This window comes from Thermogemmatispora aurantia, assembly GCF_008974285.1.
GTDB classification, from domain to species: domain Bacteria; phylum Chloroflexota; class Ktedonobacteria; order Ktedonobacterales; family Ktedonobacteraceae; genus Thermogemmatispora; species Thermogemmatispora aurantia.
The window spans coordinates 93,469-108,923 of the sequence record NZ_BKZV01000002.1 but is presented as its reverse complement, the minus strand read 5'-3'; the positions used below and the strand labels follow the sequence as shown (position 1 = coordinate 108,923).

Genomic DNA, 15,455 nt, shown 5'->3' with positions numbered 1-15,455 from the left:
GAGCGTGGCCCGGGCGAAGGCAGCATGGCGGCTGGTGGGCTGGCGATCTCTGCGGCGTGCGGAGCGGCCCACGCGGTCGCTCTCTTTTTTTTAGCAGATTCCACCTGAGACAAAATACGGTGATTACCTGATAAGATATCCGGGGATTCGGCCTTGACTCTTCAGAGAGAATCGCTAAAATCTCCATAGACCGCCAATGATTTGAGATTTTAGAGATTTCTTCTGTGAGCTGTTGAGGAGAGCATGCAGATTGTCCTGGTAGGCGTTGATCACACTTCGGCGCCGATTCAGTTGCGTGAGCAGCTAGCCTGTGCGCCGCGTCAGGTGGCGGCGCTCTTGCGGGCGGTGCGCCAGGTGGCACAGGAGGCGGTGCTGCTATCAACCTGCAACCGTTTCGAACTCTACGCGGTCTGCTCGGAGGAGGAGCACAGTGGGCGTGAGGCGTTGCTCGGAGTGCTCTGCGAGCAGCGTGGTGTGGAGCGGGCGTCGCTGGAGCAGCACTGCTACACGTATACCGACCTGGAGGCGGCGCGACACCTGTTCGGTGTGGCCTGCGGCTTACATTCACTGATCCCGGGGGAGCCGCAGATTCAGGGGCAGGTGGCCGATGCTCTGGAGTTAGCCCAGGGAGGGAGCTTTGCCGGGCCGGTGCTCTCGGCCCTCTTCCGCGCGGCGCTGGTCACAGGCAAGCGGGCACGTCGCGAAACAGGCATCAGTCGACGGGCGGTCTCGATCAGCCATGCGGCGGTCCAATTGGCGCGCCAGCTCTTCCCGCGTCTCAACGAAGCCTCGGTCCTACTCGTCGGCTCGGGTCAGATGAGCGAGCTGGCGGCGCGTAATTTGTGTGACAACGGAGCGCGCCGCCTCATCATTGTGAATCGCACCGCGGAGCATGCCCGGCAGCTGGTAGAGCAGCTTGGGGAGCGTGCCTCCTTCCGCCCTTTTAGCGAGCTGCCGGAGGTGCTGGTGGAGGCGGATGTCGTCATTACTTCAACCACGGCCCCCCATACGGTGGTCACTGAGGAAATGATGCGGGCGGTTCTGCCGCGGCGGCAGGGGCGCCCGCTGCTTATCATTGATATTGCCTTGCCGCGCGATGTTGATCCGGCGGTGGGAGCGCTGCCCGAGGTGCACCTCTACAATATTGATGATCTGCGCCTGGTGGTCGATGAGGGCATTCGTTTGCGTCTGCAGGAAGTGGCCCAGGTTGAGCGCATCGTCGCTGAGGAGGTCGAGGCTTTTGCGCGCTGGCTCAGCTCGCTGAGCGTGACTGCGACGATCGTCGAGCTGCGCGAGCGCGTGGAGTCCCTCCGTCAGCAGGAGCTGGCGCGTACCTTGCGCCAACTCTCGCCCTCGCTCTCGGAGCGCGAGCTGGCGGCCATCCAGGAGCTGACCACCCGCCTGATGAATAAGGTGCTCCATAAGCCGGTGACGCGCCTCAAGGAGGCCGCCGCTGCCGGGCGTGGCCATGTCTATGCCGAGGCGCTGCGCTATCTCTTTGATCTGGAAGTGGCGACGGATGAACAGACTAGTGATCGGGACACGCGCCAGCAAGCTAGCTCTGGCGCAGACGCAGACAGTGATCGCCAGGCTGCAGCAGCTGTATCGCGAGCTGGAGATCGTCATTGAACCGATTCATACACACGGGGACCGTGTGACGGAGACCCCGCTGGCGCGGATTGGTGGTGATGGGATCTTTGTGACGGAGATCGAGCGTGCCCTGCGTGCGGGCGTGGTCGATCTGGCGGTCCATAGCCTGAAAGATCTGCCAACGGCGCCGCCGGAGGGCCTCCTGGTGATGGTGCCAGGGCCACGCGAGGACGTGCGGGATGTGCTGGTGCGTCGCCGCGACTTTCTAGGCTCACCTGCCGAGCCTGGGGTGCGCATAGGGACCTGCAGTCTGCGCCGCACAGCTCAATTGCGCGCGCTCTATCCGCAGGCGCAGATCCTGCCCTTGCGGGGCAATGTCGATACGCGCCTGCGCAAGTTGGAGGCTGGCGACTACGACCTGATTGTGCTGGCTGCGGCGGGCCTGCGCCGTCTCGGTCTCTCTGAGGGGCTGGCGGACCGCCTGGAGTGCTTGCCGGTAGAGATGCTGCTCCCGGCTCCTGGCCAGGGAGCCTTAGCTTTGGAGCTGCGGGCAGATTCGGAGCTGCTGCCGCTGCTAGCCCCGCTCAACGATGTGGAGGTGCAGGCGGCTACAAGCGCTGAGCGCGCTTTTATGCGCCATTTGGGAGCCGGCTGCTACCTGCCAGTCGCGGCCCATGCCTGGCTGGCCGACGGGCGTCTGCATCTGCGGGCCCTGGTAATCAGTCTGGACGGACGCCGGGTGGTGCGGGTCCAGGGAAGCGTGGCCTGGCATGCCGAGCAGGCTCCGCGCTTGGCGGCTCAGCTGGGGGTGATGCTGGCCGAGCAGGCCCTGGCACAGGGGGCCGAGGAGATTATCGCTGAGATCCGCGCTGCCAGCACGGTATGAGCTGGGAGAGGCTCAGGCTACAACAAGCAAAGAGGAGGTGCGATGATGGGGGCCGTTGAGGATCAGGGGCAGCCGCTGCGCGGGCGGACGATCCTGGTCACGCGTGCTCAGGAGCAGGCCGAGGCGCTCAGCAGCCGTCTGCAGGCCCTTGGGGCAAAAACGCTGTGTTTCCCTGTGATCCGCCTGGTGCCGCCAGACGATTGGGCGCCGCTTGATCGGGCCTTACAGCGTCTGGCAGCTGGTCGCGAGAATGGACACGCTCCCTATGACTGGCTGGTCTTTACCAGTGTCAACGGGGTGCGTTTCTGTGTTGAGCGCCTGCGAACCCTGGGGTTGGAGCCTTCCCTGCTGGGCAGGGGGGCGGCGCGAGTGGCGGCTATTGGACCAGCCACAGCGGCAGCGCTGGCCGAGTATGGCCTGAGGGGGGTCCTGGTCCCCGAGGAGTATGTCGCTGAGCAGGTAGCCGCGGCCTTGCTGGCGGAGTGCCAGCGTCAGGGGGTGGCCCCTGCGGGGCAGCGCGTACTGCTGGCGCGCGCTGCTGAGGCCCGGCGCGTGTTGGCCGAGGCGCTGCGTCAGGCCGGCATGCTGGTTGAGGAGGTGCCAGCCTATCGCACCCTGCCGGCGACTGGCGATGATCCGCGCGGACAGCAGGTGCTGGCCTTGATTGAAGCTGGGCGCCTCTCGCTGGCGACCTTTACCAGCTCATCGACGGTACGCTCTTTTGTGCGCTGGCTGGAGCAGGCCGTGGGAGAACAAGCTGCAGGAACCACTCCAGGTACTCTCTTAGCCCGTCAGGGAGTGGCGATCGCCTGCATTGGTCCCATTACTGCCGCCACGGCGCGTGCGCTGGGCCTGCAGGTGGCTGTCGAAGCCCAGCCCTTTACCATCGAGGGGCTGGTCGCGGCCATTGTGGCCTATTATCGACGCCAGACTCAGGCTCCTCAAGAACAGGCAATTTAGAACGCTGTCTGACGAGAGGAGAATGGGCGGCGTCTCTCTGCCTTGTCCTGGAAGGAAGCCAGAGAGCGAATCAACAAGAAACGGATAGCAACATCAGACAAGGTGTGTTAGAGTAGATAGAGAGAAGCTAAGAAGAGAGAAAGGCCATGTCAGGTCAGATGGAAACAGTTGAGCAGACAGTCACAACTCTGCCTGAGCAGGAACCGGCTCGGGCCAAACCGAAGCAGCCTCGTCAGCTTGTACGCTTCGTCTTTTACAAGCTTGATCCCCAGTGGCTGCGCCTGCCTGCCGAGCAGCGGCGCGCGGGCCGCGAGGAGCTGCTGGCCATTTACGACGAATATGCCCAGTGCTCACTGATTCGCAGCTATGCTCTCTATGGCTTGCGCTCCGACTGCGATTTTATGCTCTGGCAGGCGACCTACGATCTTGGACATCTGCAGGGGTTGAGCAGCAAGATTCGCCGCAGCGCCATCGGACCTTATTTGCCCGAAGTGCGCTCCTTCCTCTCGATGACCAAGCGTTCGGTTTATGTGGGTAAAGGCCCACGTGGGGCGGCCCATGACCCGCGACTGGTCATTACGCTCGAAGACAAGCCCTATCTCTTCGTCTATCCTTTTGTCAAGACGCGTCCCTGGTATGCTCTGTCGCTGCAGGAGCGCAAGCGCATGATGGACGAGCATATTCGCATGGGAGTGGCCTATCCCAACATCAAGATCCATACCACCTACTCGTTTGGGTTGGACGATCAGGAATTTGTCGTCGCCTTTGAATCCGACAGCGTGGCTGATTTTCTTGATCTCGTACAAGAGATGCGCGAGAGCGAGGCCAGCCAGTATACCTTGCGCGACACGCCCATGTTCACCTGCGTTGCGCGCTCCTTGCCGGAGATCCTGGACGACATTGGGGCCTGAGCGCGGGGAGCTGACTGAGGGCCTGGGCGCAGCGCGTTGGGAGCGGTGGTGAAGTCCCTGGCTTGCAGGCAGCGTGAATGGAGCGATAGAGGGGCAAGATGAGTACGGGTGAGTATGGATCTAAGAAGGAGCTGGCGATGCAAACGGAGCGGCAACAGTCAGGCAAAAAGGCGGGACGAGAATGGTCGCGGGCTCTCTACCGCGAGGCTCAGAGCCTTATGCCCGGAGGGGTCAACAGTCCAGTTCGGGCCTTCCGCGCTGTAGGAGGCGAGCCGATCTTTATCGAGCGTGGTGAGGGGGCCCATCTCTATGATGTGGATGGCAACCACTATCTGGATTACGTTGGCTCCTGGGGGCCGTTGATCTTGGGTCATGCCCATCCTGCGGTAGTTGAGGCGGTGACCCGGGCGGCGCGGCGCGGCTTTAGCTTTGGGGCTCCGACCGAGGCCGAGAATGAGCTAGCTCGTCTGGTAGTGGAAAGCGTCCCATCAATTGATCTGGTGCGCTTCGTTAACTCGGGCACGGAAGCCACCATGAGCGCGCTGCGCCTGGCCCGCGCCTATACGGGGCGTTCCAAGGTCATTAAGTTTGATGGCTGCTATCATGGTCATGCCGACCTGCTGCTGGTGCAGGCCGGCTCAGGTGTGGCCACTCTGGGGCTGCCCGGCAGCGCCGGGGTGCCGGCGGAGGCGACGGCTCACACGATCAGCCTGCCCTACAATGACAGCGCTGCCGTTGAGGAAGCCTTTCAGCGCTATCCCGAGGAGATTGCGGCGGTGATCGTAGAGCCGGTGGCGGCCAATATGGGGCTGGTGCTGCCTCAGCCTGGCTTTCTGGAGACCCTGCGGCGTCTGACCACCCAGTACGGGGCTGTCTTGATCTTCGATGAAGTAATTACAGGTTTCCGCGTCGCTCTGGGTGGTATGCAGGCGCGCACTGGGGTTCTGCCTGATCTGACCTGCTTTGGCAAGATCATTGGCGGCGGTTTGCCGGTGGGAGCCTACGGGGGCAAGCGTGCCATCATGGAGCTGGTCGCTCCCCTGGGACCGGTCTACCAGGCAGGTACTCTTTCCGGCAATCCCCTGGCTATGGCCGCGGGCATCGCGACCCTCAAAGAGCTGCAAAAGCCCGGCTGCTACGAGGAGCTGGAGCGCAAGGGAGCGCTGCTGGAGGAGGGCCTGCGCGCAGCGGTGGAGGCCTCCGGGCTGCCGCTGCAGGTGGTGCGCTTTGCCTCGCTCTTCTGCCTCTTCTTCAGCGCAGAGCCGGTGCTCAACTATGCAATGGCCAGGAAAGCCGACACCAGGCGTTATGCGCGCTTCTTCTGGGCCCTCTTGGAGCGTGGCGTCTACTTCCCGCCTTCGCAGTTTGAGACCTGTTTCCTCTCGCTGGCGCACAGCGATGCCATGCTGGAGGAGACCTTGCACGCCATTGCCCAGGCGCTGCGGGTCGTGGCGGGGGGCGATCCCGACCCCAGCTTGCAGCCCTGAACGAGGGTAGCAGGGCCGTAGGACATCTGACGCTGACCTGGGGGGTGGGGGGAGGCCCAAGGAGCGAACGCAGGGGAGGGCGAGAAGAGAAGAAGGGAAGGACGAGAGCAAGAAAGGCAGGAAGGAAAGGAGCGCGATGGCATGAGTCAGTTTCCTGTCACACGCCTGCGGCGCACGCGCCGAACGGAGCGCTTACGCGGGCTAGTGCGCGAGACCCATCTCGCAGTGGAGCAGTTGATCTACCCACTCTTTATCGCCGAGGGCATCAGTGAGCCGCGTCCGATTGCTTCCATGCCAGGGGTGGTGCAGTGGCCGTTAGAGCAGGTAGCGGGCGAGGCCGAGCGGGTGGCGGCCTTGGGCATTCCAGCTGTCTTGCTCTTTGGCATTCCGGCTACCAAAGATGAGCAAGGCTCGCAGGCCTATCATCCCGAGGGGATCATCCAGCGGGCCATCCAGCGCATCAAGGCGGCAGTGCCGGAGCTGCTGGTCGTGACCGACGTTTGTCTCTGCGAATATACCAGTCACGGCCACTGCGGTGTTATTGCCAGCGGCGAGGTGCAGAACGATCCATCGCTAGAGCTGTTAGCGCGCATGGCTCTCTCGCATGTCGAGGCCGGCGCCGATATTGTGGCTCCTTCGGATATGATGGATGGGCGCGTTGGCGCCATCCGACGTCTACTCGACGAGCGGGGCTTTGCGCAGACGCCGATCATGGCCTACTCAGCCAAGTATGCCTCTGGCTTCTACGGTCCTTTCCGCGAGGCTGCGGAGTCAGCCCCCCAATTTGGTGACCGTCGCTCTTATCAAATGGACCCGGCCAACGCGCGCGAGGCTCTGCGCGAGGTCGAGCTGGATATCGCCGAGGGGGCTGATATCGTGATGGTCAAGCCGGCTCTGGCCTATCTTGACGTCATCCGGCGCGTGCGCGAGCATTATGATCTGCCGCTGGCGGCCTACAATGTCAGCGGCGAATATGCCATGATCAAGGCGGCGGCCCAGCAAGGATGGCTGGAAGAGCGTCGCATCGTCATGGAGGTCTTGACAGGCATTCGCCGAGCTGGCGCTGACATCATCATCACCTATTTTGCTCCCGATGTAGCGCGCTGGCTGCGGGAGGGTTGAGCAAGGACGGCAGGCGAGACAGGACAGGACGTTAGATAAGGCAGCAAGGACGGCCTACGGGAGCGGCGAGCGCCCTTGCTTGAATGAATACCCCCCGGAAGTCCTATCTCTGTCCGATTGCTGTTGTGGCCAGCTCCTGGGCGCCTCTTGAAGACGAGGGAGCGGGCGATAGGTGGACCGGGGGAAAGGTGGCCCAGACCATTTGACAGCAAGCTCAGATGCGATTAGAATGATGCCTGTACCGGTCAGTAATGGCGGGATGGATGAGAAACCCATCCATCCCTCCTTTCTTTATTTTGGCACGATGGCGAGAGAAGGAGTGGCTGGCTTGGGGGATAGCTGTGGAGGAGGGCAGCCGCAAGCAGGTGTAGAGTGAAGAAATAAAATGACCGGTTTTTCCTTTCTAATGAATAGGCGGCGTGGGAGACAGTGGCAGGCGGGAGTGAGAGCAGCGAAGGAAGGCAGCGCACAATCGTTTGTAGTCGTTACCTCAGCGCTTTTCTTCCGTTCTCACCACATGTAGGTATAGCCCCCAGCGCTGCCGGGGCGGCGGTCCAACGGGGGATGGAGACGGGAGGCCGGACCAGGCAACGCCAGCCTTGCTGTCTGGAGAGGACGGACCGCCGCCGGAACCGCCGGAAGGATGGAGAAGGAAGTCCGGAAGGAGAGAGGGAGTTCAGGTGGCGAGGGAAGGAAGAGAGCAGGAGCAGATAAGGTGTGGGGCTGTCAGAAAGGAGCGGGGTTAGCGGTCTTTAGAAAGAAAGGGGATAGGGAATCTTTTTTTCTCCTGGCGATCTCTCCTCGGCCAAGGCAGAGGAGGGGAAACCGGCTCTTCCCCCATTTTTAGGGTTGTTCTGATATCTTGTTACCAGAAAGGGTTCTGCTCCGTCCTCTTCACAAAAGGGGCCGGAGAAGGAGCCGGCTTCGATGGGGAAGGGCCCCACACAGGAAGGAACCTGGGAGCCCCGCAGGAGACTCGGCAAGCCCGGTTCTTTCAGAAGGAGCTGTTAAAAGCAAGAGTTTAGCTCACTAAAGGGAAGATTCGTGCTATGGTTGGGTTGAACACCAAAAATCGCTCTTATCAGCCCATCGGATCGTATGGAGTCATCGGAGACTGTCATTCAGCTGTGCTGATAGCGCCGGATGGTTCGGTAGACTGGGCCTGCCTGCCCGATTTTGACAGCCCGGCCATTTTCTGTCGGTTGCTGGATGCGAGGCGTGGCGGCTTTTTCCAGATTGCCCCGACCGATAACACGATTCCTGGAGTTCAGCGCTATCTTCGCGATAGCAATGTGCTACAGACGCGCTTTACAAGCATTGGTGGCGAGATCGTGCTCACTGACTTCATGCCGGTGGAGTCGCTGGAGGCCTGGCCCTACCGCGGCTTGAACAACAACACCTGGTCGTATGAGGACGGCTCGTGCCATAGCCTGGTGCGCATTGTGGAATGCACGCATGGAGAGCTGCCGATTACGGTGACCCTGAAGGCGACGCCCAACTATGCGGCGACGACGAGCCAGATCGAGCTGCTGCCCAACGCAACGGGGGCGGTGATCTCGGATGGCCAGCAGCACATTGGGCTGGCGATCATCGGGGCCTATCGGCTGCCGGGCTTCTCCCTGGAGATCGTACCAGACGAGGGGGAGGAGCCGGAGAAGCTCCATCCCACTCTGGTGGTGCAGGTCACGCTGCGTGAGGGCGAGCGGCTGATCTTTGCTATCGGCATGGGGCGCAGCCTGCGCGCGGCACGGAAGCTGGTGGAGCAGGAGCTGCTCCAGCGCGATTTTACCGCGGAGCTGGCCCATACGCTGCATTGTTGGCGGCGCTGGATCTCGGGGATCAACTACGATGGCCCATATGCAGAATGGGTTCGGCGCAGCGCCCTGGTCCTGAAGATGATGACCTATGCGCCTACCGGCGCCCTGGTGGCCGCGCCCACAACGTCGCTGCCAGAGGAGATCGGGGGGGTGCGCAACTGGGATTATCGCTTTACCTGGCTGCGCGACGCTTCCTTTACGCTCTATGCCCTGCTGGTCCTGGGCTTTACCGATGAAGCCCGCGCCTTTACCTACTGGCTGCGTCGCCTGTCGTATTCCAATGGCGAGGATCTGCAGGTGATGTACGGTATCCGTGGCGAGCGCGAACTGCCGGAGCAGGAGCTACCACACCTGGAGGGCTATTGTGGCTCGCGCCCGGTGCGCATTGGCAACGCCGCTGCCGATCAGAAGCAGATGGATGTCTTCGGCGAGATCCTGGATTGCATCCATCTCTACCGCCGCCGCGGTGGCTTCGAACGCTACGGCGAGAAGTTGGAAGGCCCCTTGTGGGAGATGCTGCGCTCGCTGGTCGACTACGTCTGCGCCCACTGGCATGAGCCGGACCGCGGCATCTGGGAGATGCGCGGCGAGCCTCGCCACTATGTCTATTCCAAGGTCATGTGTTGGGTCGCGCTGGACCGCGGCATCCGCGCCGCTGAGCAGCTCCATCTGGAGGCTGATCTCCTGCGCTGGTATCGCGTGCGCGATCAGATTCGGGCGGATGTGCTGGCCCACGGCTATAATACCGAGATCGGTGCGTTCACCCAATCATACGCGAGCACGGCCCTCGATGCTTCCAATCTGCTCCTGCCGCTGATCGGCTTCATCCCCGCCGACGACCCTCGGATGCGCTCGACGGTCGATCGCATCATGGAGCAGCTCACGGACGAGCATGGCTTTGTCTACCGCTACCTGTCCGAGGATGGCCTGCCCGGCCATGAGGGCACGTTTACGATCTGTACATGCTGGCTGATCGATAATCTGGCGATGCAGGGCCGCCTCGGTGAGGCGCGCTCGCTCTTCGAACGCCTGCTGACCTACGGCGGGAATCTCGGCCTCTTCTCCGAAGAGATCGATTCGCACACTCGCATGGCTTTGGGCAATTATCCCCAGGCCTTTACTCATATCGCTCTTATCAATAGCGCTTATAATCTTTATAAGGCAGAACAGCGCCTGGCTGAGCGCGATCGCTGCACGCAGCCGGTGATCGCCGCCATCCAGTTGCAGAAGAAAACCGATGAGTGAGCGCTCAGCCAGGACAGGCAGGCGCCCGACACCTGGAGGGTAGAGAGAGCTAGAGGAGGGAGCTACAGCGGTCTCCAGCCGCGTCGGTTGACTTCGTGGCTCCCTCGCTTGCTTGGCCGCTCGTTGCCGCTCCCTCGCCAGCCTGCTCGCTCTGCGATTGTATCGTCAGTATCAGTACTCAGCTAGGCAGCTGGCAAGGAGGACAAGGCTGCCTCCTTGCCGCTGCGGCAGGACGCCGTACTGGAGATGGGCTTCCTCTGCACGCGGGTCACTGGGGACCTCCCTCGGTGACCCGCGTGTTGTTTGTGTCGGGCCGTGCCAGGTCCAGCCCGGCCCTCGGGGGAGACGCCCGCCTGGTCTTGTCCGATCCAGTCCCACCTGGCTTCGCTGCCATCGCCGCCAGCTCTCCTCGGGCCGCGCTCTTCTCTGGCCCCCTGCGCCGTCGCTCTGGTGCGCCTATTGACAAACAGTGCTCTGTATCGTATGTTAATTAATAGTTGCTATAGTTGATCCATTATGTCAACTTTGTTGAGGACTGAGGTATGGCGACCGAGCAAGAGCATCAGACCCCTGCTTCCGCTGGCAACAACCTCCTGGGCCTGGGAGTCGGCGGCGGCAGTAAGGTAGAGCGCATCAAGGCTGAGAGCCGCTATCTGCGTGGGGCGATCGCCGAGGAGCTGGCTCAGGACAGCTCGCATTTCAGCGAGGCGCAGGTCCAACTCATCAAATTTCATGGGATTTACCAGCAGGAGAACCGTGACCTGCGTCAGGCACGTAAGGCTGCGGGTGAGGAAAAGGCTTATCAATTCATGGTCCGCTCGCGTATTCCGGGGGGCGCATTGACCGCCGAGCAATATCTGGTCGAAGATGATCTGGCGGGCCGCTATGCCAATGGAACCTTACGCTTCACGACGCGCCAGGGCATTCAGCTGCATGGCGTCTTGAAGCACGACCTGCGCGCGACGATCCGCGCTATCAATGAGGCGCTGCTCTCAACGCTGGCGGCCTGCGGTGATGTGAACCGCAACGTGATGGCCTGTCCGGCGCCGGCGCGCAATCGGGCCCAGGCGCAAGTCCAGGAAGTAGCGCGGCAAATCGCACGTCATCTGGCGCCGCGCAGCCGGGCCTATCATGAGATCTGGATCGATGGGCAGCATGTCCAGACGGTGGGAACGCCGGACGATGAGGTGGTAGAGCCGATCTACGGGCCGACCTATTTACCGCGCAAGTTCAAGATCGGTGTGGCTTTCCCTGGTGATAACTGCATCGATGTCTACACTCAAGACATCGGACTGGTGGCCGAGTTGGACGACGGTGGCGAGCTGGCGGGCTTTACGGTCCTGGTGGGCGGTGGCATGGGGATGACCCACGGCAAGGCCGATACCTATCCGCGTCTGGGAACGCCGCTCTGCTTTGTGCCGGCGGCTGAGGCCCTCTCGGTGGTGGAGACCATTGTGACGATCCAGCGCGACTATGGCGATCGCCAGAATCGCAAACATGCGCGCATGAAATATGTGGTCGAGGAGCGGGGTATCGCGTGGTTCCGCGCTGAGTTAGAGCAGCGCCTGGGCCATGCCGTGGCTGATCCCCATCCGCTGCATTGGGAGGGGGTTGATGATCATCTGGGCTGGCACGAGCAGGGCGATGGACGCTGGTTTTTGGGGGTCTATGTGGAGAACGGGCGCGTGCGCGATACGGATGCCTGCCAGCTGCGCACGGGTCTGCGGAAGGCGATCGAGACTTTCCGCCCGGGTATCCGTTTAACCGGACAGCAGAATATCCTGCTGACCGATCTGACTGCAGAGCAGCGCGAGCCGCTGGAGGCCTTGCTGCGTGCTCATGGCATCGAGACGGACCCCTCGAAGCTGGGAGTGAAGCGCTATGCGATGGCCTGCCCAGCCTTGCCGACCTGTGGTCTGGCGGTGGCTGAGGCCGAGCGCGTTCTGCCCGGCGTGGTGGGCGAGATCGGGCGCCAGATGGAGGAGCTGGGTCTGGCCGGTGAGCGGCTCAGTCTGCGTATGAGCGGCTGCCCCAATGGCTGTGCCCGCCCCTATATGGGGGATATCGGCTTTGTGGGCCGCTCGAAGGATCTCTACAATATCTATGTCGGCGGCGATTGGGAGAATACGCGCCTGACAACGCTCTATGCTGCCTCTGTACCTTTGCGAGAGGTACCCGCCACGATTCGCCCGCTGTTGGTGCTCTGGCGCGATGAACGCACTCCCGGTGAGACTTTCGGCGACTACTGCCATCGCGTCGGTGTGGAGTATCTGCGTCAGCGGGCGCAGACCCTCGACGAACGCCAGTTGAGTGGCTTGCATTGAGCGTGCGCGCCTGCTGCTCTTCCAGGGGAGGCAGGCGCGCTGTGTATGGGGGCTGAACCGAGCGGAGTGAGGGATGGGGGACTGGGCAACAGAGAGAACAGTGTCACTTTGAGCGTGTGAGCGAACGAGAGAGAGCGCAGGGAGGAACGGCAACCGAGATGCCGAACTATTATCCGATTATGCTCGATGTGCGCGGTCGGCGCGTGGTGGTGATCGGGGGCGATCGCATTGCGGCGGAGAAGGTCCAGGCTTTCGCCGCCTGTGGGGCGCAAGTCTGCGTGATTGCTCCTGAGTGGTGCGCGGAGCTGGAGCAGGTGGCTCAGGAGGTGGGGGGACAGCTAGAGATGCGGCGGCGCCCCTATCAATCCGGTGACCTGGAGGGGGCGTTTGTGGTGATCGCCACGACGCGCGAGCCGGAGCTGGTAGAGGCCGTCTGGAGCGAGGCCCAGCAGCGTGAGCAGTTGCTCAATATTGTTGATCTGCCCGAGCGCTGCAATTTCATCACGCCTTCAATTCTGCGCCGCGATCCCCTGACGGTGGCGGTCTCGACGGAAGGGGTCAGCCCGGGCCTGGCGAAGCTGATCCGCCAGGAGCTGGAGCAGCACTTTTCCCGGGCCTATGGGGCCTTCTTACGCCTGGCGGCGGAGGCGCGGGCTTTGCTGCGTACCCAGGGGGTCACCTATGAGCGGCGCGATGCCTTCTTTCAGGAGTTCTACCGCTCGCCGGTGCTGGCTCATCTGGAGGCCGGTGCCGAGGCCGCAGCCCGCGCTCTGACGGCGGAGCTGTTGCGCCAGTATGGCGTGGAGGTGCCTCGCTCGTTCGAGGAGGGTGGCGCCGGCGCCATTGATGAGCGCTCACTGGCTTCATAGGGGAGGAGGGAGATGGATGAGCGAGAAGTTTGAGCAGCCAGGGGCAGCGTTGGAGCGTGGCAAGGTCTATCTGGTGGGTGCTGGTCCCGGGGCGCCCGATTTGATCACTGTGAAGGGCTTGCGCTGCCTGCGCGCCGCCGATGTGGTGATTTATGATCGCCTCGTTGCCCCCGAGCTGTTAGCCGAGGTCCGCCCTGGGGCCGAGCTGATCTTTGCGGGGAAGCGACCAGGTTGCCATCAGCTACCCCAGGCGGAAATCAATCGCCTGTTGATCGAGCAGGCTCGCCGTGGGCGCCTGGTGGTACGTCTGAAGGGTGGCGATCCTTTTGTCTTTGGGCGTGGTGGTGAGGAGGCAGAAGCGCTGGCGCAGGCTGGAATCCCCTTCGAGGTGGTGCCGGGAGTAAGTGCCGCCCTGGCTGTGCCGGCCTACGCGGGGGTGCCGGTCACTCATCGTGGCCTGGCCTCGCTGGTGACCATTGTGACCGGCCACAAGGAGCGTGGCACTGAGGCGAGCGCGGTGGATTGGCGCACGCTGGCGCGTGTCGGGGGGACACTGGTGATTTTGATGGGCGTGAAGACGCTGCCGCAGATTGTGGCTGAGCTGCAGGCCGGGGGACTCGACCCTGCGACTCCGGCCCTGGTGATCGAGTGGGGGACGCTGCCCCAGCAGCGCTCGGTTGAGGACAGACTGGCCGAGATTGCTGGGCGCGCTGCTGAGGCGGGCATACGAGCGCCGGCGGTCATCGTGGTCGGTGAGGTGGTGCGCCTGCGCGAGGTGCTGGCCTGGTTCCGAGGAGAGGGGACGGCTCCCCTTGCCACCGATGATCCGTATGCTATAATGGCCGACGAGTAGGGCCGGTGGTCTGCCTGGCTGAGATGTGATGAGGCGAGGCTGCCGGCAGGCAAGGGGCTGGCCACTGTCGATGTCTACTACTACCGTCTATCCACAGGTACGTTTGAAGCCGCAACGCGAGGAGCCGCTGCTCAACGGGCATCTCTGGGTCTTCTCGGGAGCCTTGCAGCAGGTGCCGCGCGAGGTCGAACCGGGCGGGCTGGTTGAGGTGCGCTCGGCCTCGGGGCAGTTCCTCGGGCGCGGCTATTATCATCCTCACACCGATATCGCGATCCGCCTGCTGACGCGTCGTGAGGAGCCGATCGATGCTGCGTTGCTGCGCCGACGCATCCGCCGCGCTCAGGAGCTACGCCGTGTCTTCGATCCTGCTGTCACCAACATCTATCGGCTGATCCATTCAGAAGGCGACGGCCTGCCCGGTCTGATCGTCGATCGCTATGCTGAGGTTCTGGTGGCTCAGGTGCACACGCTCGGCATGGAGCGCCTTTTGCCCCTGCTGGTGGAGCCTCTGCTCGAAGAGACGGGAGCACGTGGTCTACTTCTGCGGAACGATAGCCAGGCGCGGCGTCGTGAGGGGCTGGCGCTGGAGGAGCCGCGCTTGCTGGCCGGCGAGGTGCCCCCGGAGGTGGAAGGGCGCGAAAACGGTGTGCGCTACCTGATTGATCCCTGGCGTGGTCAAAAAACTGGCTTCTTTCTTGATCAGCGGGACAAGCGAGCAGCGCTGGCCAAGTATGTGCGGGCTGTGGTCGCGGAACTGGCGCCCGAGGGCGTGGCGCGCGTGCTCAATTGCTTCTCCTATACCGGTGGCTTTTCGCTGGTCGCTGCCCTGAGCGATGGGCGGGTGCGGGTCACCAGCGTTGATAGCTCGCAGTCGGCAATGGAGGCGGCCCGGCGCCACTTCGCCCTCAATGGGCTGGATGCTGATCAGCATGCCTTTGTCGTCGCTGATGTCTTTGCCTACCTGGAGGAGGTCCGGGCGCGTGGCGAGCGCTTCGATATCGTGGTACTTGATCCGCCGGCCTTTGCGCGCAACCAGGGAGCGAGGTCGCAGGCCCTGCGGGCCTATCGCCGCTTGAACATGCTGGGCATGAGCGTGCTGCGTCCCGCCGGTATCCTGCTGAGCTGCTCCTGCTCGGGAGTGATCGGCCTGGACGATCTGTCGGGAACGCTCTCGCTGGCGGCTCGCGCCCTTGACCGCGAGGTGCAGGTGTTGGAAGTGCTGACCCACAGCTGCGATCATCCGGTCAGGCTGGCTATGCCCGAGACCCTCTATCTCAAAGCCATCTTCTGTCGTCTGCTCTGGTGAGATGGCTCTTTCCCTCTCTGACGGCCCGAACGGCTACTGTGGCCGGCTTTCAGGCTGCCTGTTCGACCAATTCTGTTCACCTGAG

Annotated in this window: 11 protein-coding genes; all 11 read left to right on the top strand. The window is 62.7% G+C overall.

All coding sequences use genetic code 11. The features are described from left to right. Positions 1-243: 243 nt before the first annotated feature. The 11 genes from hemA (at position 244) to KTAU_RS07250 (ending at position 15,370) form a co-directional block, all read left to right on the top strand. Positions 244-1,629, top strand: a complete 1,386-nt coding sequence (hemA, locus tag KTAU_RS07300; protein ID WP_151727763.1) for a glutamyl-tRNA reductase — start codon at positions 244-246, stop codon at positions 1,627-1,629. Continuing rightward, a complete protein-coding gene (hemC, locus tag KTAU_RS07295) occupies positions 1,520-2,476 on the top strand; it encodes a hydroxymethylbilane synthase (RefSeq protein ID WP_151727762.1) in 957 nt (318 codons plus the stop codon). The genes hemA and hemC overlap by 110 nt, the downstream gene beginning before the upstream one ends. 42 nt (positions 2,477-2,518) lie before the next feature. After that, on the top strand, positions 2,519-3,436 hold the full coding sequence (locus tag KTAU_RS07290) for a uroporphyrinogen-III synthase (protein WP_151727761.1): 918 nt from the start codon (positions 2,519-2,521) through the stop codon (positions 3,434-3,436). 146 nt (positions 3,437-3,582) lie between these two features. Then, the gene (locus KTAU_RS07285) at positions 3,583-4,347 is read left to right on the top strand and encodes a chlorite dismutase family protein (protein WP_151727760.1); all 765 of its coding nucleotides are present in this window, start codon (positions 3,583-3,585) and stop codon (positions 4,345-4,347) included. Positions 4,348-4,484: 137 nt separating this feature from the next. Continuing rightward, positions 4,485-5,834 (top strand): glutamate-1-semialdehyde 2,1-aminomutase, encoded by a 1,350-nt coding sequence (gene hemL / locus KTAU_RS07280; RefSeq protein WP_151727759.1) that lies wholly within the window; start codon positions 4,485-4,487, stop codon positions 5,832-5,834. A gap of 141 nt (positions 5,835-5,975) precedes the next feature. Continuing rightward, positions 5,976-6,956, top strand: coding sequence for a porphobilinogen synthase (hemB, locus tag KTAU_RS07275; RefSeq protein WP_151727758.1), 981 nt, complete (start codon positions 5,976-5,978; stop codon positions 6,954-6,956). 1,049 nt (positions 6,957-8,005) lie between these two features. After that, a complete protein-coding gene (locus KTAU_RS07270; protein ID WP_151727757.1) occupies positions 8,006-10,018 on the top strand; it encodes a glycoside hydrolase family 15 protein in 2,013 nt (670 codons plus the stop codon). 542 nt (positions 10,019-10,560) lie between these two features. Beyond that, positions 10,561-12,342 (top strand): NADPH-dependent assimilatory sulfite reductase hemoprotein subunit, encoded by a 1,782-nt coding sequence (locus tag KTAU_RS07265; RefSeq protein ID WP_151727756.1) that lies wholly within the window; start codon positions 10,561-10,563, stop codon positions 12,340-12,342. A 158-nt stretch (positions 12,343-12,500) separates the two neighbouring features. Further along, positions 12,501-13,211: a precorrin-2 dehydrogenase/sirohydrochlorin ferrochelatase family protein gene (locus KTAU_RS07260; RefSeq protein ID WP_151727755.1), complete on the top strand. Its 711-nt coding sequence runs from the start codon at positions 12,501-12,503 to the stop codon at positions 13,209-13,211. A gap of 16 nt (positions 13,212-13,227) precedes the next feature. Next, entirely contained in the window at positions 13,228-14,064 is an 837-nt protein-coding gene (gene cobA, locus KTAU_RS07255; RefSeq protein ID WP_151727754.1) for a uroporphyrinogen-III C-methyltransferase, read from the top strand. A 70-nt stretch (positions 14,065-14,134) separates the two neighbouring features. Continuing rightward, positions 14,135-15,370 (top strand): class I SAM-dependent rRNA methyltransferase, encoded by a 1,236-nt coding sequence (locus KTAU_RS07250; RefSeq protein WP_170293134.1) that lies wholly within the window; start codon positions 14,135-14,137, stop codon positions 15,368-15,370. Positions 15,371-15,455: the final 85 nt, after the last annotated feature.